This window comes from Virgibacillus tibetensis (assembly GCF_036026595.1).
Lineage (GTDB): Bacteria > Bacillota > Bacilli > Bacillales > Amphibacillaceae > Virgibacillus_P > Virgibacillus_P tibetensis.
Genome location: NZ_JARZFX010000002.1, coordinates 245887 through 271204, shown reverse-complemented (window position 1 = coordinate 271204; position 25318 = coordinate 245887). Strand labels below are relative to the sequence as shown.

Genomic DNA, 25318 nt, shown 5'->3' with positions numbered 1-25318 from the left:
AGATGAGAGGTATTCGATCTTTCCATCCTTTTATAGTATTACTCTATTATATTCTTGCTATTGCAGGCTTTATGTTATATCAGCACCCCCTGTTTTTAGCGACCGGTGTTTCCCTGATTATCGTTTATAATTTTTTGCTTGATAGAGGTACTCAATTAAAAAAATGGGCTTGGATGATCACGGTAATGAGCATTTTCATCCTAGTACTGACTCCCCTGTTTAATCGAAGAGGAAATCATATTTTATTCTATCTTTTTAATAACCAGGTTATGCTGGAGGCGCTCATCCAAGGTGTAATGATCGCATTAACCCTGGCTGGTATTTTAACAATGTTCATCACATTTAACATCGTAATGACAGCCGATAAATTTCTGTATTTATTTTCAAGCGTATCTAAGCAATGGGCACTTTTAACGATGCTTTCAATGCGATTTGTCCCTCTTTTGCGCAGGAAACTTACAGATATGGAGAATATACAGGAAGTTAAGGGCTTATCTGTACGAAAAGGATCTATTCGGAATCGGGTTAAAAATGGCATGTTACTCCTGCAGATGATTTTGACCGGAGCGCTTGAAAATTCCATTCAAGCAGCTGATTCCATGACTGCAAGGGGTTATGGTCTGCGGCGAAGAAGTAATTATCAAGCATTCTATATGAAACGACAGGACTGGATCGCTGGCTGCTGTTTGGTTAGCATTGCTTCCTTGGTCATTTATGGCTGGTGGCTTGGTGACGGTGTGTTGATGCTGTTACCTGTTCTGGAGTCAATGGGCCTGATTGAGAGGGAATGGTTTTATTTCATTATTTGGATAATGCTCATTGGTTTTCCGGTATGGGCTGAAGGTAAGGAGGTAGTCAAATGGAAATATTATCAGCGGAAAATGTGAGTTTTACCTTTCCAGAATCGGAGGTAAACGTAATCGATGATGTTCATTTTTCCATTGAAAAAGGTGAGTTTATCGTACTTTGCGGTGCATCGGGTAGTGGTAAATCCACCTTATTGCGACTAATAAAACAGGATATAGCTCCCCACGGTAATAAGCAGGGTCGCTTCTTTTTTAAGGGTGACGCAATGGAAGTATATAGTCCGTTTGTCAGGGCAAAGGAAATTGGGATGGTGTTTCAGGATCCGGAAAACCAAATTGTTATGGACACTGTAATGGAAGAGCTGTTATTCGGACTTGAAAATATGGGGTATTCCACTGCAGAAATGCGGAAGAAAATTGCTGAAATGGTTCACTATTTCGGGTTGAATCATTTGCTGGTCAAGAAGACGAGTGAACTGTCTGGTGGGGAAAAACAGTTGGTAAATTTAGCTTCTATTCTTCTATTGGATCCGACGATTCTTCTGCTGGATGAACCTACAGCCCAGCTCGACCCAATAGCTGCAAAGGAATTTATTCATACGCTAGAACGGTTGAATGATGAGTTTGGAATAACAATTGTCATTGTGGAACATCGCCTGGAGGAGTTATTCGCTATTGCTGATCGGGTAATCCTGCTGGAAAATGGTAAGATTGCAACCTTTGATCAACCAAGAAATGTTGTTGGTAAACTTGCAAATCACCAAACAATGTCCAGCTTTTTACCAAGTGCTTCACGGGTGTATTTAGATCATGACCAAGACTACCTACCTGAAAACATTCCTCTTACGGTAAAAGAAGCGAAGCAGTGGCTGGAAGAACAAGTAGTTACAGCAAATGATAATGTTGAAAATGAAAACCCTACGACTGCTGAGTCAATACTTGAGGTAAAAGAAATAGATTTTCAGTATGCTAAACATACGACTCCCGTTTTAAATAACTTATCTCTTTCGGTTTTACAAGGTGAGTGGCTGGCAGTTTTAGGAGCCAATGGTACCGGAAAATCAACACTGTTAAAAATAATCAGTGGTATTTTAAAGTCTCAGCATGGATCCATAATGTATAAAGGAAAGAAAATGAAAAAAATCAATTCCACTTTTATCAGCTATCTCCCGCAAAACCCTATTTTATTTTTCTTACAAGATACCATACTGGAAGAATACAGATATCTTGTGAAGTTGCATAGACTGCAAAATGGAGAGGCATCTATCAAGCATCTCTTAAAAAAATTTCAGCTAACACATTTAAAAGATCGTCACCCCCATGATTTAAGTGGTGGAGAATTACAAAAAGCAGCGTTAATTGGAGCTTTATTAATAAAACCGACGATCTTGCTCTTGGATGAACCGACAAAAGGGATGGATCCTGCATTCAAAATTAACTTTGGAAAATTAGTATCAGAACTGACCAAAGAAGGTTTGACAATTATTATGGTGACCCATGATGTGGAGTTCGCTGCCAGTTATGCAACAAGGTGCAGCATGATATTTCAGGGGGAAATAACAATAACAGAGAATACAAGGGCCTTTTTTCATGAGAATACTTATTACACAACAGTTATGAACCGGATAACTCGTCAAGGTAATGCTCCTTCTGTTGTGACGTTAGAGGAGGCACGGCAAAGATGGAGAATACAAAAGGACTCCTAATAGTTCTGAGCATCATTTTATTCGTTGTCCTCGTCGGATTTACCTTGTTCAATACACAGCATTATATTCTGTTAAGCCTACTTATTATGAGCGCTTCCTTTATGCCGTTTATGATCCGGTTCACTCATCAAAAATTAACGAGCAGAGAGTTGGTAATGCTGGCTGTATTAGGTGCTATTGCAGCAGTTAGCCGTGTTCCGTTTGCTTCGTTGCCTAGCATTCAGCCAACAACATTTGTCATTATTGTCGCTGCCATCGCCCTGGGGCCACAAAGTGGTTTCGTAATTGGTGTTTTAGCAGCGATTGTATCAAATTTATTTCTAGGACAAGGACCGTGGACGCCATGGCAGATGTACTCCTGGGGAATGATTGGATTAATTGCTGGTTTACTGCAAAAACGCTGGGTTATGACCAATATGATTGGCAGATGTATGTATGGTTTGATTGTTGGGTTCCTGTTTGGCTGGGTCATGAATTTATGGTTTATCCTTGGTGTTATACAAGAAGTTAATTGGATAGCTATACTACTTTATTACAGTGCAAGCTTTGGGTTTGATTTGGCCCACGCACTATCAAACGTATTTTTCCTGCTGCTATTCAGCGCTTCATGGATAAAGATATTGGAGCGGTTTAAGAGAAAATATGGGTTGTTTAAGTAACAGACAAATGTATAAATTCAAAAATAAATAAACAAAAATCCTGCAGCTGATGTACTCACTGCAGGATTTTTCTACTATTATACATATTATAATTTCTGTCCATAATATTTTTCCAACGAAAACCCTCGTCCAAGTATCTCCGATGCGTTTATAAATATAACAAATGTAGTTGGTACTTCTTTTTGAAGAATTCGTTTTAATTGAACTGCTTCCTGCTGCTCGGTAACGCATAAAATCATCGTTTTATCTGTATTTGAATAGCCTCCGACGGAACGTACTTTAGTTAAACCCCGGTCAATCCCACCACGTATAAGTTCTTGGATTTTATCTTCTTCCTCGGTAATGATTAGGATCAGCTTAGAAGCTGATGTGCGTAACTGGACAATATCTATTGTTTTACTAGTAATATATATACACATTAAAGCAAACAGGGTTAGCTCCAGGTTGAACACAACAATAGAAGAAACGACAACAAAACCGTCTACAATTAACTGCGAATAGCCACTTGACAGACCCGTGAATTTCTTCACTATCTGGGCAATCGCAGCTGTTCCTCCAGTAGATCCGCTTCCTTTATAAACAATTCCAAGACCTGTTCCGAGAATGATACCACCATAGATTGCGCCTAGTAATGGATTGGTAACAGTATACGGTATATTTGCACTTAGAAAAATTATAAATGGTACCCAGAACGTACCAAGTAATGTTTTCCAACTAAATTCTTTTCCCATGGCAATCCAGCCAAGAATGAAGATCGGAATGTTAATAAGAAACTGTGTATAGGCAGGGCTTACCGCATAGACTTCAAATAGAATCGTACTAATTCCGGAAATCCCACCTGCTGCAAGCTTGGATGGCAGTAAAAATATATTATAGGAAAGGCCGACTAATGTAGCCCCGATGATAATTTGAAAGTATTCCATTGTCACTTTATTAAATTTGTTCTTAATCATAGGTGCTCATTCCTCTCCAGATAAATGTTGTTGACTGATCTATTCTATCATCTGGTATGAGGGTAGTAAATAGATTGTGGGATTAATAGCTGGCTACTGTTATAAAATATCTGGTAGGTCAATCTGAATGTATTTATGAATGTAAATCACAATGATGTACAAACTATTACCAACAAATTGCGATGGAAACGTATTCAATTAGATATATTACGATGATACAATAGATATCGAAGGAGGGTTATGATGCAGCTTGATGGTCGAAGCAATAATATCCTAGAAGAGTTAATCAATAATCCAAGTATCAACAGTAAAGATGTTGAAAAGAAATACAACATCACACGGAGACAGCTTGGTTACAGTTTTAATAAGATTAACGACTGGCTAACAGACAAGAACCTTCCTGAAATTGAGAGAACCAAACAAGGACATTTTATTATCGATCCCAAGATTTTTTCCAAGCTTACTGAACAGGATGTTTCACCGGTTGACATGAATATTCTTTCTGAAAAACAAAGAGTGTACATGATTGTGATGATGCTATTAAGTAATGAAGAACTGTCGCTGATTCATTTTACAAGTGAACTGGAAGTAAGTAAAAATACCATTCTTAGTGATATGAAACGTGCCCAGGATTATGTGTCAGATTATGAAATAGCAATTCGGTATTCCAGGCGGTTTGGGTATCTACTAGAAGGAAAGGAATTTCATATTCGGAAATTGCTGACCCAAGTAACCTCTAAAATCCTGGATATGAATAACGGTGAAAGCTGGATACGCAGGTTAGCTGATATTGAAGAAGCTGAGATTAGTGAATTGAGTAATCGAATCGATAAAGTAGAGAACAAGTTAAATTTAAAATTTACGGATGAGAAGATTACATCAATGCCTTATACGTTAAGTCTCGTATTACGAAGAATTAAACAAGGGAAAAAAATTAGTTCTTTTTATATTAAGTATGAAGAATTATCGGATACAAAGGAATATCTAGCAACAGAGGAAATCTTATATGACATTGAAGATATTCCAGTGGAAGAGCGGATGTTTATAACACTGCATCTTCTAACAATAAACGTGTATTGGTCAGAATTTTTGACTGAAGAAACAATCCCAAATTTGCTGCAAGCTCTTGATGACATGTTACGACTATTTGAGAAGAGAGCGTGTATCTTATTACAAGATAAAGAGCAGTTGCTAAATAAATTATTATTGCATGTTAAACCAGCCTACTATCGAATTAAATATCAGCTTACAGAAGTAAATGATAATGAAGATATGGTAAGTAAAGAATTTAAGGAGTTGCACCACTTAGTAAAACAATCGACTACGCCACTTTCGGATTTAATTGGAACAAGAATACCTGAGAGTGAAACAACGTACCTTACGATGTTGATCGGTGGGTGGCTGACTAGGCAGGGAGACAGTATTCAGGAAAAAGTCAAAGCGATTGTAGTTTGTCCAAAGGGTGTTTCCGTTTCTAGACTAATGCTTAGTGAATTACGTGATTTGTTTCCCGAATTCGTATTTTTGGATTCATTATCAGTTAGAGAATTCCAAACATATTCCCTTGACTATGAAATCGTCTTCTCACCAATTTTCTTAGAGACAGAAAAGAAGTTATTTATTGCGAACTCGTTTCTTGAGCGAGAGGAAAAGTACCGGTTGAGAAAACAAGTAATGATGGAACTTCATGGGTATATTCCATTTGATATAAATGTGGAGGATTTAATAGAGATCGTTAAGAAACATGCTGTGATTGAGGACGAACAGAAGCTTTCAAAGGAATTATTCGGCTATATCAATCCGGATACGGGTACATCTGTAAGAGATCAGCAACTGGATCGCCCAACCGCTAGTTTAAGCGAGTTGATCACTCCGAATAAAGTCACACTTAAAAAGTCTGTTGACTCCTGGGAAGAGGCTATTCGGACAAGTGCAAAGCCGTTAGTTGAAAGTGGACATATTGAACCCGATTATGTGGAAGCAATGATTATGCATTGCGAAAAGGACCCTTATATTGTTATTGGTCCGAATATAGCGATACCGCATGCGGCGCCAGATGAAGGTGTAAACGATGTATCTATGAGTCTTCTCATATTGGAAGAGGGAGTAAATTTCACTGAAGATTATACGATAAATTTAGTGATTGTTATCGCTGCAGTGGATAAGCAGAAACATTTGAAAGCGTTAATGCAACTGATGAAACTAGCTGGTTCAGAAGAGGACAGAACTGCTTTAACAAACGCTTCTACAGTTGAGGAAGCTTATACCATTATTAAAAAGTATTCAAATGAATGAATAAATACAACTAAGATTATGAGGTGTAGGGAATGAGTGATTTATTTTTTGACGAATCTATTATTTTACTAGATTTAGAAGGAAATACGAAAGAAGAAGTCTTAACTAAGATGGGAAACAATTTGGTGGAAAAGGATCTTGTAAAAAGCAGTTTCATCAATGCAATTATCGCACGTGAAGGTGAATTTGCTACAGGTTTGCCAACAGCTGGTGTTTCTGTAGCAATACCACACACTGATGTGGAACATGTTAACAGAAAAACCATCAGTGTTGCTGTACTGAAAGATCCAGTAGATTTCGGAATTATGGGAGATGATGAGGCAACAACTCCTGTTAAGCTTGTATTTATGCTGGCGATGGACAAGGCACATGATCAGTTAGCATTGCTACAACGATTAATGCAAATCTTTCAGGATGAGGATACATTAAACTATTTAGCAAATGAAAAAAGTGGGACAGCTATAAAGAATCTATTAGCTAGTAAACTAGAATTTTCACTTGAAGGAGGTGAATGATATGAAGAAAGTATTGGTAGCATGTGGAGCAGGAATTGCAACGTCAACCGTTGTAAACGGTGCAATTGAAGAAATGGCAAAAGAAAATAACCTTAAAGTTAATTTAGTTCAAATAAAAATTACTGAAGTTGGTTCACACGTGGACACAGCTGATTTACTAGTAACAACTGCAATGACTAAAAAAGAATATCCATTCCCAGTAATTAATGCAAGAGCATTCTTAACAGGAATTGGGATTGAAGACACAAAGAAACAAATCTTGGAAGAACTAAAAAAATAATACAACTATGAAGTAAAGTCTCGATTTTTCGCAAAACAGGAGAAATCGAGATTTATCATAAAACATTACTATGTGAGGGTGAAAAAACATGCAAGGATTCGTTGATTTTATACAAGGTTTTTTAGATCTAGGAGCGACAGTAATTTTACCAGTAGCAATACTTCTGCTAGGTTTATTCTTTGGGCAAAAAATAGGTAAAGCATTTCGTTCCGGTTTAACCATCGGGGTAGCATTTGTTGGTATTTTCTTAGTAATTGATTTACTTGTACTTAACCTAGGACCTGCTGCACAAGGCATGGTTGATCGACTGGGAGTGCAATTGAATGTTATTGATGTAGGTTGGCCGGCAACATCATCCATTGCTTGGGCATCAGTCGTAGCAGCATTTATTATTCCACTGGGTCTAGTTGTAAACGTTGTTATGCTTCTTACAAAAACAACAAAAACTATGAACGTGGATATTTGGAACTTCTGGCATTATACATTCATGGCTGCTATGGTGTATGCGATTTCAGGCAGTATTATCCAAGGTTTAATTGCAGCAGTATTATTCCAAATCGTGTGTTTAAAAGTCGCTGACTGGACAGCACCGATGATGAGCGAGTTCTATGAATTACCAGGTGTTTCTATCGCAACTGGTAGTACAATTTCTTATGCACCAGGTATCTTCTTAGTAAAAGGAATACAAAAAATTCCTGGGATTAGAAACTGGAATGCAGACCCGGATACAATTCAAAAGCGTTTTGGTATTTTTGGGGAATCAATTTTCATCGGACTATTCCTTGGTGCAGCAATTGGTGCATTAGCAGGATACAATGTTGGTGAAATCATCGAAATCGGTATGGCAATGGCTGCCGTTATGGTATTGATGCCACGTATGGTTAAGATCCTGATGGAAGGTTTAATGCCTGTATCAGAATCTGCTCGTGAATGGTTGAATAAACGATTTGGTGATAGAGAGATTTATATCGGACTTGATGCAGCAGTAGCATTGGGACATCCTGCTGTAATTTCAACAGCATTAATCTTAGTTCCGATTACAGTTGTATTAGCAGTAATTTTACCTGGTAATGCGGTATTGCCATTTGGTGATTTGGCTACGATTCCATTTATTGTAGCATTTATCGTAGGTGCAGCAAGAGGTAATATTGTTCATTCTGTAATTGTAGGTACAATTATGATTGCTATTTCACTCTACATCGCAACAGATGTAGCACCAATCTTTACCCAAATGGCTGTTAATGCAGATTTCAATATGCCTGAAGGTTCAGCGCAAATCTCTAGTATTGACCAAGGTGGTAACATCGTAAACTATGTCATTTACAAATTCTTCGCCTTGTTTAACTAATACAAATGTCCTCTAGCATTCAACTAGATATAGACTAATAGGAGGAGTTTAAATGAAAGCACTTGTAAAAACAGCACATGGATTTGGTAACTTAGAAATCCAAGATAAAGTGGAACCACAAGCAGGACCTGGTCAAGTAAAAATTGAAGTGAAATATGCAGGTGTTTGTGGATCGGACATTCATACGTATGAAGGACATTACAAAGTTGGTGTGCCTGTTACATTAGGTCATGAATTTTCTGGTCAAGTAGTGGAAGTCGGCGAAGGAGTTACTGAATTTAAAGCCGGTGACCGTGTTACTTCTGAAACAACATTTTATATTTGTGGAGAATGTGAATACTGTCAGTCGGGTGACTATAACCTTTGTAACCATCGTAAAGGATTGGGTACACAGCAGGATGGCGGATTTGCCAAATATTTGGTTGCACGTAAAGAAAGTGTTCATCATATCCCTGAAAATGTGGACTATCAATCAGCTGCAATGACAGAACCTTTAGCATGTACACATCATGCTGTTGCAAAAACAGAAATCAATGAAGGTGATGTTGTCGTTGTCATTGGACCAGGTCCGATTGGTTTGTTTACAGCACAGGTTGCTAAGAGCCGCGGTGCTAAAGTTCTGATCACTGGATTAACAAATGACAAAGTACGTTTGGATAAAGCAGAAGAATTAGGTATCGACTTTGCAGTGAATACACAGGAACAAGATATTAAAGAACTGGTTAACAGCCTGACTGATGGTTACGGTGCAGATGTTGTATTTGAATGCTCCGGTGCGGTCCCAGCAGCTAAACAAGGACTTGATCTCCTTCGTAAAAAAGGACAATATGGACAGGTTGGGCTTTTTGCTCAAGCAGATATTTCATTTGATCTTGAAAAAATTATTCAAAAAGAAATCCGTGTTGTTGGCAGCAGAAGTCAAAAACCGGCTGACTGGGAACCATCTCTTGAATTAATGAATAATGGTAGTGTTAATGCTCTGGCGTTGGTAACACATGAATTTGATATCACGCAATGGGAAGAAGCTTATCAGTCAATTAAAAGCGGAGAAGCGATCAAAGTACTACTAACGCCAATTGACTAATAATAGCGCAAGTGCCTGTTTAGCTACGTATAGACTAAGCTCTGCCATGCAGGGTGGCAGAGCAAAATCAAGCAATCCTCCCCAGGAGCGGATGATTCTAAATAACTATAATGTGGGGCGATAAAGGATGAATAAGCAAGACATAATTAATATGATTGACTATACACTTTTGAAACCAACAGCTAGTAAAGATGATATTACAACTTTTTGTAATGAAACGATTGAGCATGGATTTAAAGCAGTTTTTGTTAATCCGTATTATGTTGCACATGCGCATAGTTTATTATCTCCACATAAGATTAAAGTCGGCGTACCGATAGGATTTTCATTGGGTGGAGCGACAACGCATACCAAAGTAGAAGAAACAAAAGAAGCGATCAAGAATGGTGCAGAAGAAATCGACATGCTGATTAATTTAGGAGCATTAAAATCGCAAGCGTATGATGTTGTGAAAAATGATATTGCTGAGGTTGTGAAAGCTTCTGAAGGCTTAACAACCAAGGTTATTATAGAAACAGCATTATTAACAAAAGAAGAGAAAATCACTGCAACTAATTTAATTGTAGAAGCCGGCGCTGATTTTGTTAAAACAGCTACAGGATTTAATGGTGGCGGAGCAACAGTTGAAGATGTTCGACTACTGCGTTCTATCGTGGGAGAGGACTTTGGCGTAAAAGCAGCTGGTGGTGTCCGCACATATGAGGATGCCGTAGCTATAATAAAAGCTGGTGCAAACCGAATTGGTACAAGCGGAGCTATCGCAATCATTTCGGGTGAAACATCAAACGCTTCGTATTAGTATGTTCGTTTAAACAGAATGAATGATTAAGTAGGATTACTTAATCATTCATTACTATTGGTAGAGAAATGAGGGTGATTAAAATGATGGAAACTTTTCTAGAATTTATGTTGGGACCCTTCAGATCTATAACTAATTTTTACTTTGAAAACCAATTAATTCTTAATACAATTGTAATTGGTTTTGCACTTTATAAAATTATTGGCAAGAAAAAAGCTAAGCAGGATGAAACAGCAAGCTAGATTTCAGAGCAACCAGAATACGGAGAGGATGGTAGAATTGAGATCCTTAAAACTCTATGGAAAACAAGATATTCGTTTTGAAGAAACAGAGAAACCCAGAATTGAAAACGCAAATGATGTCATTATTAAAGTAAAGGCAGTCGGTATCTGCGGTTCGGATATATCGAGATATAATAAGCTGGGACCGTATGTGGAAGGAATGACATTTGGACACGAATTCTCAGGAGAAGTAGTGGAAGTTGGAGCAGGAGCAAACAATGTCAATGTGGGAGACCGCGTTGCAGGCTGCCCAACATTTTACTGTGGAAAATGTGAAAGCTGCCAAAAAGGGGAGTTAGCTCGTTGTGAAAGTTTGACAGTTATCGGTGCGCGTCATCCAGGAGCATATGCAGAATATGTTAAGTTGCCAGCTGAGAATGTTGTTATACTTCCAGATTCAGTAGATTATGATACTGCGGCATTTGTTGAGCCCTCTGCTGTTGTTGTACATGGTTTCTATCGTACGACTATGCAACCAGGAGCCGAGGTTGCCGTAATGGGTTGTGGAAATATTGGGTTACTTGCAATTCAATGGGCTAAGATATTTGGTGCCAAAAAGGTCTATGCAATTGATATTGATGATGAGAAGCTTGCCGTTGCCAAAGAAGTCGGAGCTGATGTATTAATTAATTCATTGGAAAAACCTGCCCATGAACAAATTTTAGAGCACACAAACGGAACAGGCGTTGATGTTGCCATTGAATCAGCAGGGTCACCAATAACCTCCGCACAAGTATTCGCCCTCCCCAAAAAAGGCGGAGAAGTCGTGTTTATGGGTATTCCTTACGCGGATATCAATATCGAACGATTCTATTTCGAAAAAATTGTGCGGAATGAATTAACAGTTCTTGGATCATGGAACGCAATTTCCTCTCCATTCCCTGGTAAAGAATGGAGCACAACCGTTCACTATATGAGTACAGGGCAAATAAATGTCAAACCAATTATTTCCCATAGACTTCATTTAAGACAAGGACCAGAAACATTTAATAAAATAATTAACAGAGAAGAATCCTTCGGTAAAGTTCTGTTTTACCCAGAACTGGGATAAGAACAGTGCCTGTCACTTCCCGAATTTTGTCGAATGAAATTATAAAAGGCTGCTGGATCTATTGTACTTTGATTGTACTCTAGATCTAGCAGCTATTTTTGACTAATGAGAAGAGAAGGATTTTTTTCGTTATTTCTCTATTCATTTTCAATTTAGAACATATTACCCTAACGGAGAAATCCGTATATTACTTCCTTAAGGTTAATGCATAACAACTTCCACTTTTTTAATTCTATTGGCGATAGCTTCAGTGAACTCTCGTGTTGTTTTTGGGACAATGGTTCGTAGTACGGTATTAATCATTGGTCCAGCCATACCTTTCGCAGAAATAGTAAGGTGGCCAGTCATTTTAGTTATTTTGTGACTTAATTCCTCTGCTTCAAAATAGCCCTTTCCAACAACATTTTCATTTATTCCAGTTAAATTAAAGGAAACTCTGGTTGGTTCCACCCATTCTATAATGTCCAATTTCATAGTAACGTTTTTTTGCATCCTGCCTACTTCACCTTTAAACTTCCATGTCGATTGTCTATCACTTAGCGTTTCATGTGTTACATAGCCAGGAACTAACGGGGCCCATTTATTCATATCACTGACAAAGTTCCAAATGTACTCAATTGGAATATCAATCTCAACCTGATGTTTACCAGACGGCATTTTCATTTTTCCTCCTCGTATGTAGTCATCTAAAATGACCTCTTGTTGTGCTCCCAGCTTTATTATTTCTGCTAAAGATGAAAGAGATACTTACGTAATTTGCACATTTTTTATTATATGCAGAAGAAGTTCAAGTAGAACGATATATTTTATGAAATACTTAAAAAAGGGCGAATAGCAAGTGATGGATTCCAAATTCTTTATAAAATCCTGGATAGTACTATAATGGATTTGAAGGCATTCACATATCTCTTCGTCTTCATTTCTACTATTTCAACAGCAGGGAGTGCCTATGGATGAAAAGCTTCAGTATATGGGGATTGCGATTATCTATTACTTTTTATGCACTATTGCATTTTTTTACCTATTTTTATGAGGTAACTATACTATTATATATACTTTCCGCTAGTGGCTTCCTGGTAATATTATTCACAGGAATGAGGTTAAAGGTTAACCAGTTTAAATTACCACTTTTTTTATTTATCGTTGGTGTACTCGTTATGATCTTCTCAGATGGATCTCTTGCAGTTGGATTTTATAATGGATTTCTGCAAATGCGCAGTATCATCGGTTTATTGGTTATTGTACCAATGATCAGCTGGGTGTTGCGGGAAGAACCTTATATTGAAGATATTTTGGCTTATGCCCATAGAGCAATTAACACAAGCCGTAAATTCTACTTTGGAATTGTATCGTTTACCCAGGTTATTGCTTACTTTTTATTATTTGGCGCAATCCCGATGATGTATCAATTTATTAACGTCATATTGAAAAACCAAAAGGGAGAGGCATGGGAAAATTTCAAAGGGACTGCGCTCCTCCGGGCGTTTGCTCTCTCCACCTTGTGGGTCATAAGTATTCCCAGCTTTATATTCGCTGTGGAAACGATGGGAGCATCTTTATGGATTTCCATTTTGCAAGGTTTTGGAATAGCTGTTCTAGGTACGATTGCTGCAGTCATTTTTTCTTATTTTCAGGAAAAAAAGTACGGGGTTAATTTAACAGTGGAGTTACGGAATGAAATTGACACGGTACTTCGCAGTAACCCTAATAAGGCAGAAGTGAAGAAAAAAGTTATTGAATTTATGATTCTTTTTATCACCTTATTCGGAACGATATTTCTATTGCATGCGATCTATACTTTTAACCTAATGATCATCATTCCAATTGTAGTGGTGATCTGGACTTGTTTATATTATTTGATTAAGAAAAAAAAGAAGAAGCTAATAAAGGAAACAAGAACTTATTTTACGGAGGATATGGTGAAGCAATCATACCAGCTGAGTATTATGATGGCTGCGGGTGTGTTAATTTATGGGTTGAATCAAACGCCCTTTGGAACGACTGTAATTGATGGTATTTACTACATACAGGATGTTTTCCCGTTTTTGAACTTTTTGTATTTCCTTCCATTTATTGTGATTTTTCTTGGTTTCATAGGTTTGGGTCCATTAACTGTAATGGTACTCGTTGCAGGGTTATTGGAAAATATCTACCTACCCTATCCGCCCGAACTGATCGTATTAGCGATTACTTCCGGCAGTGTAATATCGATTCTGCTCTCACCGGTTATCATGCCTGTGATTGTATTGAGTGCTTCAAATGGTTTGAGTTTATTGAAAAATGGAGTGCGGTTTAATTATAAATATGCGATTGTTTTCTATATAATTGTCCAAGTATATTTGCAGACAATGGTACACATTTGGTAAGCGTAGATGATACTGGATTGTCATTCTAAGATTTTCTGTTAATTTGCAGGGTTTTTTCTTCGTGTGCCGAAATAATAACATATAGAAATTAAGGAGGAAAAAAACCCATAGGCCTATTCAAGCAACAATAATATTTTCAACAGATTTACGTTTCCAAAAAAATGAGTCACTGAAACAGTTTGCAGAGAACAGTTCAACAGCTTTCATTTCACTATTTCACGAGGATGAATTATTTGTTGTAATTAAGGATATTAAAGAGGAAAAGCAAACCTATGAAAAATCAAGAATGATTGCTGGTTCTATCGCCCGTGAGCTGTGCAAACACAAAGTGGAACAAGCATCGATCGATGTAAAGGTTCTTAGTGAAGTATTTAATAGTTTAGAAGAAGGGTCACTAGTAACAGCATTTGTTGAAGGCTGGCACCTTGGTTCCTATAAGTTTATTGCCTATAAATCTAATGGACCTGAAATTTCCACAGAATTATATGTAAAGGGAGGGGAAGATGTAGGGTCCCATGTTGAAGTTGGTAAAATGAGAGCCGCTGCGACAGCTTTTTCACGTGATCTAATGAATGAAATCCCAAGTACATTGAATCCGAGTACATTTCCGGATATTTTGAAGAAAGAGTTTATTGATACAGAGGTTGATGTAACTGTATTTAATAAGGAAGACCTTGAAAAAATGGAAATGAATGGTGTGCTGACTGTTGGGCGCGGCAGTGACCATAAGCCTGCATTCGTCGAATTAGTGTACCTTGGAGACGAATCGAAACCACTCGTCGCGCTAGTTGGCAAAGGGGTGACATTTGATACAGGCGGAATCAGCTTGAAAAAGGGAAAAGACTTAAGTACTATGCGAATGGATATGGGAGGCGCTGCTGCGGTTTCAGGGGCGATGAAATTATTGGCCGAAACTAAGGCGAAAGTAAATGTCGTTGCACTTATACCAATTGTTGAAAATATGCCCGATAGCAAGGCTGTTATTCCAGGTGACGTGATCCGTTATAAAAATGGTCTCACTGTTCAAGTTGGTAACACGGACGCAGAAGGACGATTAATTCTGGCTGATGGCCTGATTCGTGCGGGTGAATTAGAAGCGGACTACATCATTAATATTGCTACATTAACAGGAGCTATTCTAAATGCTTTAGGTTCAAAATTGGCTGGAGTCTTCGGTGATGAGACGCTGTCCCAGGAGATGAAACAAATTGGAAGCGAGAACGGTGACAATGTTTGGCCGATGCCTCTAGTTGATTCCTATGACAGTTATATATCCAGTGACTATGCTGACTTTACGAATACGAATTCCAAGACAGAAGCAGGTTCTATTGTGGCTGGGTTATTTCTGCGTCGCTTTGTTCCTGTTTCATGCAAATGGCTGCATGTTGATATGGCCGGAGTAATGAGCAGTCGGGAAAATGGTTATTACACTAATTCAGCTACTGGATTTGGGGCAAGATTACTCGCCGACTTTACAGAACATGTATCAAGGTGACAGGTCAATAAGAATAGAATGAATTATATAGGGTGCTAAATCCATACGTGGGCTTAGCACCCTTTTCTTTTTCAAAAGAATAAAGTATGAACTACTAAATAACCTTACTGAAGAATAACAATAGATTAAGCATGTCTAGGGGGATGATCTGATGAGAAACATGTTGCTGTTGGGGGTAACCTTAGCGATTATAGCAGCCATAATTTTATATTTACTCGATCATACATCTCCCGAACGAAAAGCTCGAGAGGCTGTAGAACGCTTTTATGCTTTTGAAAAAAATGGGGCATTTTCAGAATCCTGGGCGATGTTTCATCCATTCATGCAAAAAAAATTTTCGAAAGTTAATTATTTACAGGATCGTGTGCATGTTTTCATGAACCATTTTGAAGTTACAAGTTTCTCTTATACTACAGGCGAAGCAGTTGAAATAAAAAATTGGCGTATGGAAGAAAACCTAGAACCGATTGATGTTGCTTATAAAGTACCAGTTTCACAGGTTTTTAAAGGTAAATTTGGAAATTTTACAATTGTACAGGATGTCTATGTGACTATGCTTGAGGATGAATGGAAGGTGTTATGGGATTATGGGGGAAGGTAAGTGCTAAGTAAGAGTTTTAGAAAAATGATTGACTACGGATTGAATATTTGATAAATTAGTAATAATAAAATAGTAACATGACTGCCAAATCTAATAGACTTCTCTGCTGAAGGGGAGCAAAAACCTAGATTAAAACCAGTTATATAGAAACAGAGGGTACTGCACTTTATTCCCGCCTGTCTATATTGCTGGTTTTTTTAATAAAGGAGGAATTTGTTTGGAAAACTTAATCGAATTGGACAAAAAACATTTTATTCACCCGACTTCATCCATACAACAACAGCAGGAAAAGGGGGCAAAGGTAATATTCGAACAAGGAGAAGGAATTTATCTAACGGACAAAAATGGAAACGCATACATTGATGCAATGTCATCTCTTTGGAATGTAAATATCGGACATGGAAGAAAGGAGTTAGCTGAAGCTGCAGCAAAACAAATGGAGAAACTAGCTTTCAGTTCAGCCTTCTCCACATTTAGTCATGAGCCTGCTATCAAGCTGGCCGAGAAGATTGCATCTATCGCTCCAGGTCACTTGAATGCTGTTTTCTTTACTTCTGGTGGATCGGAATCCAATGATTCAGCTATCAAACTTGTCCGTCATTATTGGCGAATTCAAGATCAGCCTAACCGCCGAAAAATCATATCTTTAAAACGTGGGTATCATGGAGTCGCTGCCGGTTCTACCAGTGCGACTGGAATTCCGGAGTTTTGGGGAATGGCTGGTCATATGATGACAGACTTTACGCACGCAGAATCACCTTACGAAAGCAGCACCGAACAAGCAATTGCTTCGTTGCGTCAGGTGATTGAAGCAGATGGAGCGGAAAAGGTAGCCGCTGTATTAGTCGAGCCGGTACAAGGCGCAGGCGGCGTATTAATTCCCCCGGATGATTACCTTCAGGAAGTTAAAAATGTATGCGAGGAGTATGGTGTGCTGTTCATCCTTGACGAGGTCATCACTGGTTTCGGTCGTACAGGGAAAATGTTTGGAATGGAAAATTGGGGAGTTGTTCCAGACATGATCACCTTCGCAAAAGGAGTAACGAGTGGTTATTTCCCACTTGGAGGTGTTGTTGTTTCTGATCATATTCATGAGGTGCTGAAGGAAAAGTCAAAAGGCACTTTATTCCATGGCTTTACATATAGCGGTCATCCAGCCGCTGCGGCAGTAGGACTGAGAAATATTGAAATTATAGAGCAAGAAAACCTTGTGGAGAACTCTAGGAAAATGGGCTCTTTCATGCTAGAGGGATTCCGAAAGTTGAAGGGAAATCTGGATATTGTAGGGGAGGTCCGTGCTGTTGGTCTTTTGGGGGCAGTGGAACTTGTACAGGATCCAGTAACCAATAAGCACTTTTCTCCTGATTTGCAGGTTGCTGCACAGGTAATTGAAGCATTACATGAACGAGGGGTTATCTGTCGAGCTGTTTCATACGGCGACTCTGATATAATTTGCTTTGCTCCACCGATTATTATTGACGAAAATCAAGTGAATACCATGCTAGAAAAACTGCATGATTCTATTCTGACTGTCCAGAAACAGCTAGGTGTCGCGTTTTAATCATTCGAAGAGGTGGAGACACCTCTTCCTGTTACTACTACCACTTTTTTTGAATTAACCGACCAATGTAAACATATATTTAACTACAACTTAATACCAAGGGTCCTATCGCTAGTTTTGTTGCTTTTAATTTTCGTAGTTTCTATAAAAGACGAAGTAACTTGTTATTAACGTAACCCCGCTACGGAAATACACTTCGCTTTCCGCGGGCTCGCGCTGAGCCTCCTCGCTCGCAAAGAACGCTCACTGTGGGGTCTCAGGCGTCTTCGCTGTTCCCGCAGGAGTCTTCGTATATTTCCTGCGCTGGCCATTGTGCAATGTTATTAAAATTCACCTAATGCTTATAATTTTTTTGACTTTCGCTACGGTCAGTCCACTCCTGGGGCACCAAAGCCTTTTGGAGGGACGAGTAATTACAAATGGTTTTCGATGGGGCGAGTAATCGCAGTCCCAGTCCCTGCTAAAGAACCCGCAGTAAAGCTTCGGCAATATTAAATCTCACGAAGAAAATGTGGATGTTTTTCGAGGAGTCTTACATTTTCTGCCGCTGGAAAATCAGGAAATCTTTATCAGCGTAGGCAGAATACGCAGACTCCTATGGGAACAGCACGTGTCCGAAGACCCCCTCAGAAGCGTTCTTTGCTTCTGAGGAGGCTGAGGCCGTGCCCATGGAAAGCGAAGTATTCTGCCGGAGCGAATTGAAGCACTCAACCATCAATAATCATCAGAAAGAGAAAATAGTGTCATGAAAGAGAATTTTCACTACGTCGCACTTTATATCTACGTGACAGAGACAACAATCTTTTGGTGGGACGAACCTATGGTACACCAATTTTTTAGAAAAAGCCTATGTCAAAATCTATTCAAAAATACTGATTGATGAATAGGAGGTAAAGAGATGAGCGAACAGAAATTATCAAGAATTCTTGGGAATAAGGATGTCATTGCTCTCGCTTTTGGCGCAATGATTGGTTGGGGATGGGTTGTAACAACAGGAATATGGATAACCGGAGCAGGTTCCCTTGGAGCTATTTTGGCTTTTGTTATTGGAGGCATACTTGTAATATTTGTTGGTTTAACCTATGCAGAATTAGCTTCGGCACTACCATTGGCAGGTGGGGAACATGTCTACACCTATAAGGCGATGGGGAGGACGGCCTCCTTTATAGCGACATGGGCAATTATACTTGGTTATGTATCCGTCGTGGCTTTTGAGGCTGTTGCTTTACCAACAGTTTTTGAGTATTTAATACCGAATTACAGTATGGGCTACTTATACACGATTGCAGGCTGGGATGTGACGATTACCTGGGCAGGTGTTGGTATACTCGGCTCTGTCATTGTTGCATGGATTAATTACCGTGGAATCAAGTTCACCACGGCTATTACGTTTATATTAACATTACTGATTGTAATGGCTGGGGTACTATTGATCACTGGAAGTACTGCTGCAGGTAATTTTCAAAACATGGAGCCATTGTTTGAAAAGGGAATGGCCGGGCTGCTGACAGTGGTGATTATGACACCATTTATGTTTGTAGGATTTGATGTCATTCCACAGGCAGCAGAAGAAATAAAATTACCACAGAAAAAAATCGGGCAGCTTTTAATATTTTCTGTCGTTCTCGCTGTCGTTTGGTATATTGCTGTGATATTCGGAGTGTCCCGAGTGTTAAGTCCCGAGGAAATCGGTGCATCAAACCTTGTGACAGCTGATGCCATGGCCAAAGCCTTTGGAAATAGTCAGTTCATGGGCAATTTACTTGTTCTCGGCGGGATTGGCGGCATATTGACAAGTTGGCTTGGCTTTTATGTTGGTGGAAGTCGGGCGATTTATGCGCTTGCAAGAGCAGGTATGCTTCCCAAGTCATTGGGCGAGCTGCACCCAAAGTATAATACGCCTTACAAAGCTATTATACTGATCGGTGTGTTTTCCACAGGTGCTCCTTTACTGGGACGACCGGCACTGGTTTGGCTTGTTGATGCTGGTGGACTTGGACTGGTTGTGGCATGGTTTATGGTTGCAGTGTCGTTCATTATTTTACGCAAAAAGGCTCCCGATATGAAGCGTCCATTTAGACTTCGTGGAGGTACAGCAATTGGATGGATTGCTGCTTTCATGGCTGGAGGGATTACTCTTCTATACATGCCGGGAATGCCCTCAGCATTAATTTGGCCATATGAGTGGATTATTGTAGGGGTATGGGTAATCTTAGGATTCATTTTATATAAGGTGTCCATTGCAAAGTACGGTAAAGGTTATGCAGATAAAAAAATGAAAGAAGAAATAGACCGAATTGCATAAGAAAATGTTAGATGAACAGCGCATTCTTCCTGATAGGGTGCGCTTTTTTTATGGTGGCAAAGAATCATACAATCTAAAGCTCTAAAAAGGAAACTGCAGAGTCAGCTGGTTTCATCATCATTACATCTTGGATAATGTCTAAGGGCGTTGTGAGCAGAAAAAACAGATCATTCTTACTTCATTAATAATATAACATTTAAAATAATTAAAATAATTGTTGACACTTGGAAATTTTATAGATTATAATGAATATACAATAATGTCGACAATCGACACAATAAGCAAATGGTCCGATTGTCCTAGTTATAGCATTGTATATAGAAAGCGAATAGTTATTATTGATCAGCATGAATGCCTGCGCAATTTCAGGGACGATCTGTTTTTATCAGTAATTAGTAAGCGCTTTCAAGTATATAGTTAAATTATGTACGAGGGGAAGGGATGTAGGTGTTAACGTTTCCTATTTCAGAGTTTCAAGAAAGATTAACGAAGACCAAACAAAGGATGGCGGAGTCGGGTGTTGATGTATTGCTAGTGACTGATCCGGCTAACATGAATTATTTGACTGGATATGATGCGTGGTCCTTTTACGTGCACCAGTTGCTCGTTGTGTTAATTGACGAGGAACAGCCCTACTGGATAGGACGTGGTTTGGATGCCAGTGCTGCTAGGCATACCACCTATTTGGATAATGCACATATTCTTCCTTACGCAGATGACTATGTTCAATCGACTGTAAAACACCCAATGGATTTTGTGAGTGACTTTTTAAAGGAGAAGAACCAGGATCGGAAATCCATTGCTGTAGAATTGGATGCCTATTATTTCACCGCTAAATGCTATATTCGTCTTACACAGGAACTAAGTAATGCACGATTTATAGATGGAACAAGCCTGGTCAATTGGATTAGGATCGTTAAATCTGATAATGAAATTGATTATATTAAAAAAGCAGCCAAAATTTCCGAGAAGGCAATGCAAGTTGCTTTCGATTCAATAAATGAGGGAGTAAGAGAATGTGATGTAGTTGCAAATATATCCCATGCACAGATTAGCGGCATGGAAGAATATGGAGGTGATTACCCTTCGATTGTTCCGTTATTGCCTACAGGTGAAAAAACTTCTGCCTGTCATTTGACATGGACAGATGAGCCTTTCGTAGATGGTAATCCTGTAATTATTGAGTTAGCCGGATGCCATAAACGGTACCATTCCCCCCTGGCAAGAACAGTTGTAGTTGGTATGCCAAATGAAGAAATACAGCGATTGAGCGAGGTTGTCATTGAAGGGATGAACAGTGCACTTGATATTGTGAAGCCTGGAATCACCTGCGAAGAAGTTGAATTGGCGTGGAGAAATTCCATTGAAAAGAATGGAATTAAGAAGGAGTCCCGGATAGGTTACTCGACAGGGTTGAATTACCCGCCTGACTGGGGAGAGCATACTGCTAGTTTAAGACCGGGTGACCGTACCGTATTACAGCCTAATATGGTATTTCATATGATTCCAACGATTGACCTTGGCCATGTGGGGATGGAAATAAGTGAATCGTTTCGGGTAACAGAAACGGGCTGTGAAGTGCTTGCCGACTTTCCCCGGGAGCTGTTCGTCAAACCAAATATCCGGTTAGCATAATGCAAGCACGAAGGAGATATGGGGGTGCCCTGTTCTCCTTACATAATATCCTAGTTTAGAAAAGTCACAGTTAGAAAGACATCCAAGATATGAACAAATGGTTACATTTTTTCAATATAAGAGGAGGTCATTTAGAGATGAAAAAAGTATTACTTACAACCACATTAATCCTGATGTTAATTTTCCTGGCAGCATGTGGCTCTGATGAAGAAGCAAGTGGTGACGGTGGAAATGGTGAGAGTGGTAAATTAGCAGAGTTACAGGAAGCAGGTAAGGTGACAATTGGCTTTGCCAATGAAAAGCCATACGCCTATGAAGAAGATGGGGAATTAAAAGGAGCAGCAGTTGATATTGCAGCAGCTGTCTTCAAAGAGCTGGGCATTGAGGAAATGGATTCTCAACTGGCAGAGTTTGGTCAGTTAATACCTGGTCTAGGTGCAGGACAATTTGATGTCATAACTGCTGGTATGGCAATTAATCCTGATCGTTGTGAGAATGCAGCCTTCGGTGAACCGGAAATGCAGTATGGGGAGGGCCTTATTGTACAAAAAGGAAATCCTTTAGGTCTAATGAGTTATAAGGACATTGCTGACAATCCTGATGCAACGGTTTCTGTAATGGCAGGAGCTACTGAAAATGAGTTTTTAAAATCTGAAGGTGTAGATCCGGGACAAATTCAAAGTGCACCAGATATTCCTGCAACATTCTCAGCCGTGGAGTCTGGGCGGGCCGATGCTACAACAGGTACAGAGATGACAATTAAAATGGCATTGGAGTCTGCTGGTACAGAGAGTTTAGAGTTTGTAGACAATTTTGAACAACCGGATATTGACGGAGTACCAAGCTATGGTGCAGCTGCATTTCATAAGGACAATGAAGATTTACTGCAAGCGTATAATGAAAAACTTGCAGAGTTAAAAGCTAGTGGCAAGGTAGCTGAACTATTGGATGCAAATGGATTTAATGGCGAAACGAACAGCGTTTCAGATGACATTACTACTGAGAAAATCTGCAGCGGAGATATCAAATAATAGAGGAATAATCATCGTGTCATCATAAGATAAGCAAGATTACTCCATAGGGTCCGGCTCCCTCGCCCAGGGGTCGGACCCTATGTTTTGTTTAAAAATAGATAGTAAAGGAGTGATTACTATTAGTGCGATAACTGAAATCTTCCCAGTTTTAATGAAAGGAATAAATATTACGATTACAGTGCTTATTGCTTCTGCGTTTTTTGGTTATTTATTTGCTTTTATTGCAGGATTATGTCGCCTTTCACCTAATATTGTAATCCGGAAGAGTACTGGCTTTTATGTTGAAATATTTCGTGGTACATCGTTAATTGTACAATTATTTTGGTTATATTATGCAATACCAATGTTGTTTGGTATCCAACTTGGCAGCAATTGGTGGGCGGGAGTAATAGCTATTGCTTTGAACTATGGGGCGTACATGTCTGAAATTGTACGAGGTTCTATTCTTGCTGTAGCTAAAGGTCAAACAGAGGCTGCGACTGCGCTTAACATGTCCTCTTTTCAGCGCATGCGACTTGTTATTTTCCCACAGGCTATTCGCATGATGCTCCCGGAGTTTGGGAATTACCTTATCCAAATGCTAAAAGCCACATCGTTAGTTTCACTGATTGGAATGACCGATATTTTATACTATGGCGGCATTTTGAGAAGCTCCAACTTATCACAGGCACCGACTGTATATCTATTAATACTTATATTCTACTTTATACTCGCACTGCCTTTAATATGGCTCACGCGAAAAATGGAAGGTATTTCTAAGAAAGGGGTGGCTACATGAACAATTGGAGCTGGGACGTTTTCTTTCATGCTTTCCCTATCGTCGTTCAAGGCTTAGGTATAACCATTGGTCTTACGATAGCCTGCTACATATTCGCGCTGTTATTTGGGTTTGTATGGACTTTCTTAAGAAGAATACCTAATAAACTGATTAATTGGGTTGTTACCTGGACGATGGAGTTTATTCGATCGACGCCGCCTCTTGTACAGCTGTTTTTTATCTATTATGCATGGCCAATGGTTCCTGTAGTTGGAATGACATTGGATCCATTTACCAGTGCTGTGTTAGGTCTTGGCATTCATTTTAGTACGTATATTGGGGAAGTTTATCGTTCTGGAATTGATAGTGTTGGAAAAGGACAATGGGAAGCATCAAAAGCACTTAATTTCTCTACAGGAAAGAAGTGGGTTAAGATTATTTTGCCGCAAGCAATTCCGCCTACAATCCCAATGCTTGGAAATTATCTTATTATTATGTTTAAAGAAGTACCTCTTGCCTCGACCATTGGTGTAGTAGGAATTCTGCACATGGCTAACAGCTATGGTGCGCAATACTGGACCTACTTAGAGCCATTAACAATAGTAGCGATTTTATTCTTAGTGTTAAGCTACCCTTCTGCAATACTGATTAAGAAACTGGAACTAAAAATGAATCGCCGTTTCGATAAGAATGCAGTGATTAAGACTAATGGAAAAGGAATGGTGACCTGATGGTGGAGCCAATTGTTAAATTTCAGAATGTGCATAAATCGTTTGGTGATGTCGAGGTATTAAAAGGAATTGATTTAGATATTAAACCTGCCGAGAAAGTTGCAGTTATCGGACCCAGTGGGTCTGGTAAGACAACAATTATTCGTATGCTGATGACTTTAGAAGAGCCAACCTCTGGTACTATTCTAGTTGACGGAGAAAACCTGTGGAACATGGAGAAAAACGGTAAATTAATACCTGCTAATGAAAAACATTTACAACAAATTAGGGGAAATATAGGAATGGTATTCCAGCACTTCAATCTCTTCCCTCATATGTCCATCTTAGAGAATTGCATGACTGCACCTATTCATGTGCAAAAAGAAGATAAGAAAACAGCTAAGGAACGTTCGGTAGAGATGCTGGAAAAAGTAGGACTTGGGGATAAACTCGATAACTATCCAAGTCAGCTCTCTGGTGGGCAGAAGCAGCGTGTAGCAATGGCTAGGGCATTGGTAATGCGGCCTAAGATCATGCTGTTTGATGAGGTGACATCAGCCCTGGATCCGGAGCTGGTCGAAGAGGTACTTGAAGTTATTCGCGGGATAGCGAATGAAGGCAGCATGTCTATGGTATTAGTAACACATGAAATGGAATTTGCAAGAGACATTGCAGACCGTGTACTCTTTTTGGATGCTGGTGTTATCGCCGAACAGGGACCACCACATGAAGTGTTTGGTCAATCAGAAAACGTACGACTGCAAAGCTTCCTGAGGCGGTTTAAGAGATAGCCAACTTAAACTAGCGAAATATTAACTGTCCTTAATACTGTTTTCTAAAAGAATGGGACTGCACCTGTACCTGCGATTACTCGTCCCAACGAAAGAATTTGTTACTTTTGAAACAAAATATATAAAGTGCGACGTAGTGAAAGTTAAAATTTTTATTCCGGTACGGGAAAATACACTACGCTTTCACCACTCCGGGTACATGCAACTTCGTTAATTTTGCAGAGTCTTCTTTGCCGCTGACTTCACAATTACGATGGTTGTTTGGAGCGGAGGACCGTTGACTCCT

The 25318-nt window shown here is 39.2% G+C and carries 23 protein-coding genes; 21 read left to right on the top strand and 2 right to left on the bottom strand.

The window, feature by feature from the left end:
* Window positions 1–2: 2 nt before the first annotated feature.
* From QGM71_RS06135 to QGM71_RS06125, 3 genes are read left to right on the top strand one after another with little or no spacing between them, the layout of a single operon-like run.
* Window positions 3–887, top strand: a complete 885-nt coding sequence (locus QGM71_RS06135) for an energy-coupling factor transporter transmembrane component T (protein ID WP_327606647.1) — start codon at window positions 3–5, stop codon at window positions 885–887.
* Window positions 860–2512 carry an ABC transporter ATP-binding protein gene (locus tag QGM71_RS06130; RefSeq protein ID WP_327606646.1) on the top strand — a complete coding sequence of 551 codons (1653 nt, stop codon included), beginning with the start codon at window positions 860–862 and terminating at the stop codon, window positions 2510–2512. Before QGM71_RS06135 ends, QGM71_RS06130 begins: the two co-directional genes overlap by 28 nt.
* Complete coding sequence (locus tag QGM71_RS06125; RefSeq protein ID WP_327606645.1) at window positions 2488–3171, top strand: ECF transporter S component; 684 nt, start codon at window positions 2488–2490, stop codon at window positions 3169–3171. Before QGM71_RS06130 ends, QGM71_RS06125 begins: the two co-directional genes overlap by 25 nt.
* Before the next feature lie 86 nt (window positions 3172–3257).
* Here QGM71_RS06125 and QGM71_RS06120 read toward each other — a convergent pair whose 3' ends face one another.
* Window positions 3258–4124, bottom strand: a complete 867-nt coding sequence (locus QGM71_RS06120; protein ID WP_327606644.1) for a YitT family protein — start codon at window positions 4122–4124, stop codon at window positions 3258–3260.
* Window positions 4125–4367: 243 nt separating this feature from the next.
* Between QGM71_RS06120 and QGM71_RS06115 the strand changes: the two genes are divergently transcribed.
* The 8 genes from QGM71_RS06115 (at window position 4368) to QGM71_RS06080 (ending at window position 11777) form a co-directional block, all read left to right on the top strand.
* Window positions 4368–6419, top strand: coding sequence for a BglG family transcription antiterminator (locus QGM71_RS06115; protein WP_327606643.1), 2052 nt, complete (start codon window positions 4368–4370; stop codon window positions 6417–6419).
* A 32-nt stretch (window positions 6420–6451) separates the two neighbouring features.
* The gene (locus QGM71_RS06110) at window positions 6452–6934 is read left to right on the top strand and encodes a PTS sugar transporter subunit IIA (RefSeq protein WP_327606642.1); all 483 of its coding nucleotides are present in this window, start codon (window positions 6452–6454) and stop codon (window positions 6932–6934) included.
* A gap of 1 nt (window position 6935) precedes the next feature.
* A complete protein-coding gene (locus QGM71_RS06105; protein WP_327606641.1) occupies window positions 6936–7214 on the top strand; it encodes a PTS sugar transporter subunit IIB in 279 nt (92 codons plus the stop codon).
* Window positions 7215–7302: 88 nt separating this feature from the next.
* A complete protein-coding gene (locus QGM71_RS06100) occupies window positions 7303–8562 on the top strand; it encodes a galactitol-specific PTS transporter subunit IIC (protein WP_327606640.1) in 1260 nt (419 codons plus the stop codon).
* Window positions 8563–8614: 52 nt separating this feature from the next.
* Window positions 8615–9646 (top strand): zinc-binding dehydrogenase, encoded by a 1032-nt coding sequence (locus QGM71_RS06095; protein WP_327606639.1) that lies wholly within the window; start codon window positions 8615–8617, stop codon window positions 9644–9646.
* 127 nt (window positions 9647–9773) lie between these two features.
* Complete coding sequence (gene deoC, locus QGM71_RS06090; RefSeq protein ID WP_327606638.1) at window positions 9774–10445, top strand: deoxyribose-phosphate aldolase; 672 nt, start codon at window positions 9774–9776, stop codon at window positions 10443–10445.
* Window positions 10446–10531: 86 nt separating this feature from the next.
* Complete coding sequence (locus tag QGM71_RS06085) at window positions 10532–10687, top strand: hypothetical protein (protein ID WP_407702995.1); 156 nt, start codon at window positions 10532–10534, stop codon at window positions 10685–10687.
* Between the two features lie 37 nt (window positions 10688–10724).
* Window positions 10725–11777, top strand: coding sequence for a galactitol-1-phosphate 5-dehydrogenase (locus tag QGM71_RS06080; RefSeq protein WP_327606636.1), 1053 nt, complete (start codon window positions 10725–10727; stop codon window positions 11775–11777).
* Window positions 11778–11978: 201 nt separating this feature from the next.
* On the opposite strand, the gene QGM71_RS06075 is transcribed toward QGM71_RS06080, so the two are convergent.
* Window positions 11979–12434 carry a CoxG family protein gene (locus QGM71_RS06075; protein ID WP_327606635.1) on the bottom strand — a complete coding sequence of 152 codons (456 nt, stop codon included), beginning with the start codon at window positions 12432–12434 and terminating at the stop codon, window positions 11979–11981.
* 296 nt (window positions 12435–12730) lie between these two features.
* On the opposite strand from QGM71_RS06075, the gene QGM71_RS06070 reads away from it, so the two are divergent.
* From QGM71_RS06070 to ehuA, 10 genes are all read left to right on the top strand, one after another.
* Window positions 12731–14143, top strand: a complete 1413-nt coding sequence (locus QGM71_RS06070; RefSeq protein WP_327606634.1) for a hypothetical protein — start codon at window positions 12731–12733, stop codon at window positions 14141–14143.
* Between the two features lie 286 nt (window positions 14144–14429).
* Complete coding sequence (locus tag QGM71_RS06065; protein WP_327606633.1) at window positions 14430–15638, top strand: leucyl aminopeptidase family protein; 1209 nt, start codon at window positions 14430–14432, stop codon at window positions 15636–15638.
* A gap of 151 nt (window positions 15639–15789) precedes the next feature.
* Window positions 15790–16239 carry a hypothetical protein gene (locus QGM71_RS06060; RefSeq protein ID WP_327606632.1) on the top strand — a complete coding sequence of 150 codons (450 nt, stop codon included), beginning with the start codon at window positions 15790–15792 and terminating at the stop codon, window positions 16237–16239.
* A gap of 217 nt (window positions 16240–16456) precedes the next feature.
* Window positions 16457–17800 (top strand): aminotransferase family protein, encoded by a 1344-nt coding sequence (locus QGM71_RS06055; RefSeq protein WP_327606631.1) that lies wholly within the window; start codon window positions 16457–16459, stop codon window positions 17798–17800.
* Window positions 17801–18698: 898 nt separating this feature from the next.
* A complete protein-coding gene (locus QGM71_RS06050; protein WP_327606630.1) occupies window positions 18699–20105 on the top strand; it encodes an APC family permease in 1407 nt (468 codons plus the stop codon).
* A 447-nt stretch (window positions 20106–20552) separates the two neighbouring features.
* Window positions 20553–21740 carry a M24 family metallopeptidase gene (locus QGM71_RS06045; protein WP_327606629.1) on the top strand — a complete coding sequence of 396 codons (1188 nt, stop codon included), beginning with the start codon at window positions 20553–20555 and terminating at the stop codon, window positions 21738–21740.
* Between the two features lie 137 nt (window positions 21741–21877).
* A complete protein-coding gene (gene ehuB, locus QGM71_RS06040; RefSeq protein WP_327606628.1) occupies window positions 21878–22771 on the top strand; it encodes an ectoine/hydroxyectoine ABC transporter substrate-binding protein EhuB in 894 nt (297 codons plus the stop codon).
* Window positions 22772–22925: 154 nt separating this feature from the next.
* Window positions 22926–23552 (top strand): amino acid ABC transporter permease, encoded by a 627-nt coding sequence (locus QGM71_RS06035; RefSeq protein ID WP_327607047.1) that lies wholly within the window; start codon window positions 22926–22928, stop codon window positions 23550–23552.
* Complete coding sequence (ehuD, locus tag QGM71_RS06030) at window positions 23549–24262, top strand: ectoine/hydroxyectoine ABC transporter permease subunit EhuD (protein ID WP_327606627.1); 714 nt, start codon at window positions 23549–23551, stop codon at window positions 24260–24262. Before QGM71_RS06035 ends, ehuD begins: the two co-directional genes overlap by 4 nt.
* Window positions 24262–25032, top strand: coding sequence for an ectoine/hydroxyectoine ABC transporter ATP-binding protein EhuA (ehuA, locus tag QGM71_RS06025; RefSeq protein WP_327606626.1), 771 nt, complete (start codon window positions 24262–24264; stop codon window positions 25030–25032). The genes ehuD and ehuA overlap by 1 nt, the downstream gene beginning before the upstream one ends.
* The last annotated feature ends 286 nt before the right edge of the window (window positions 25033–25318 follow it).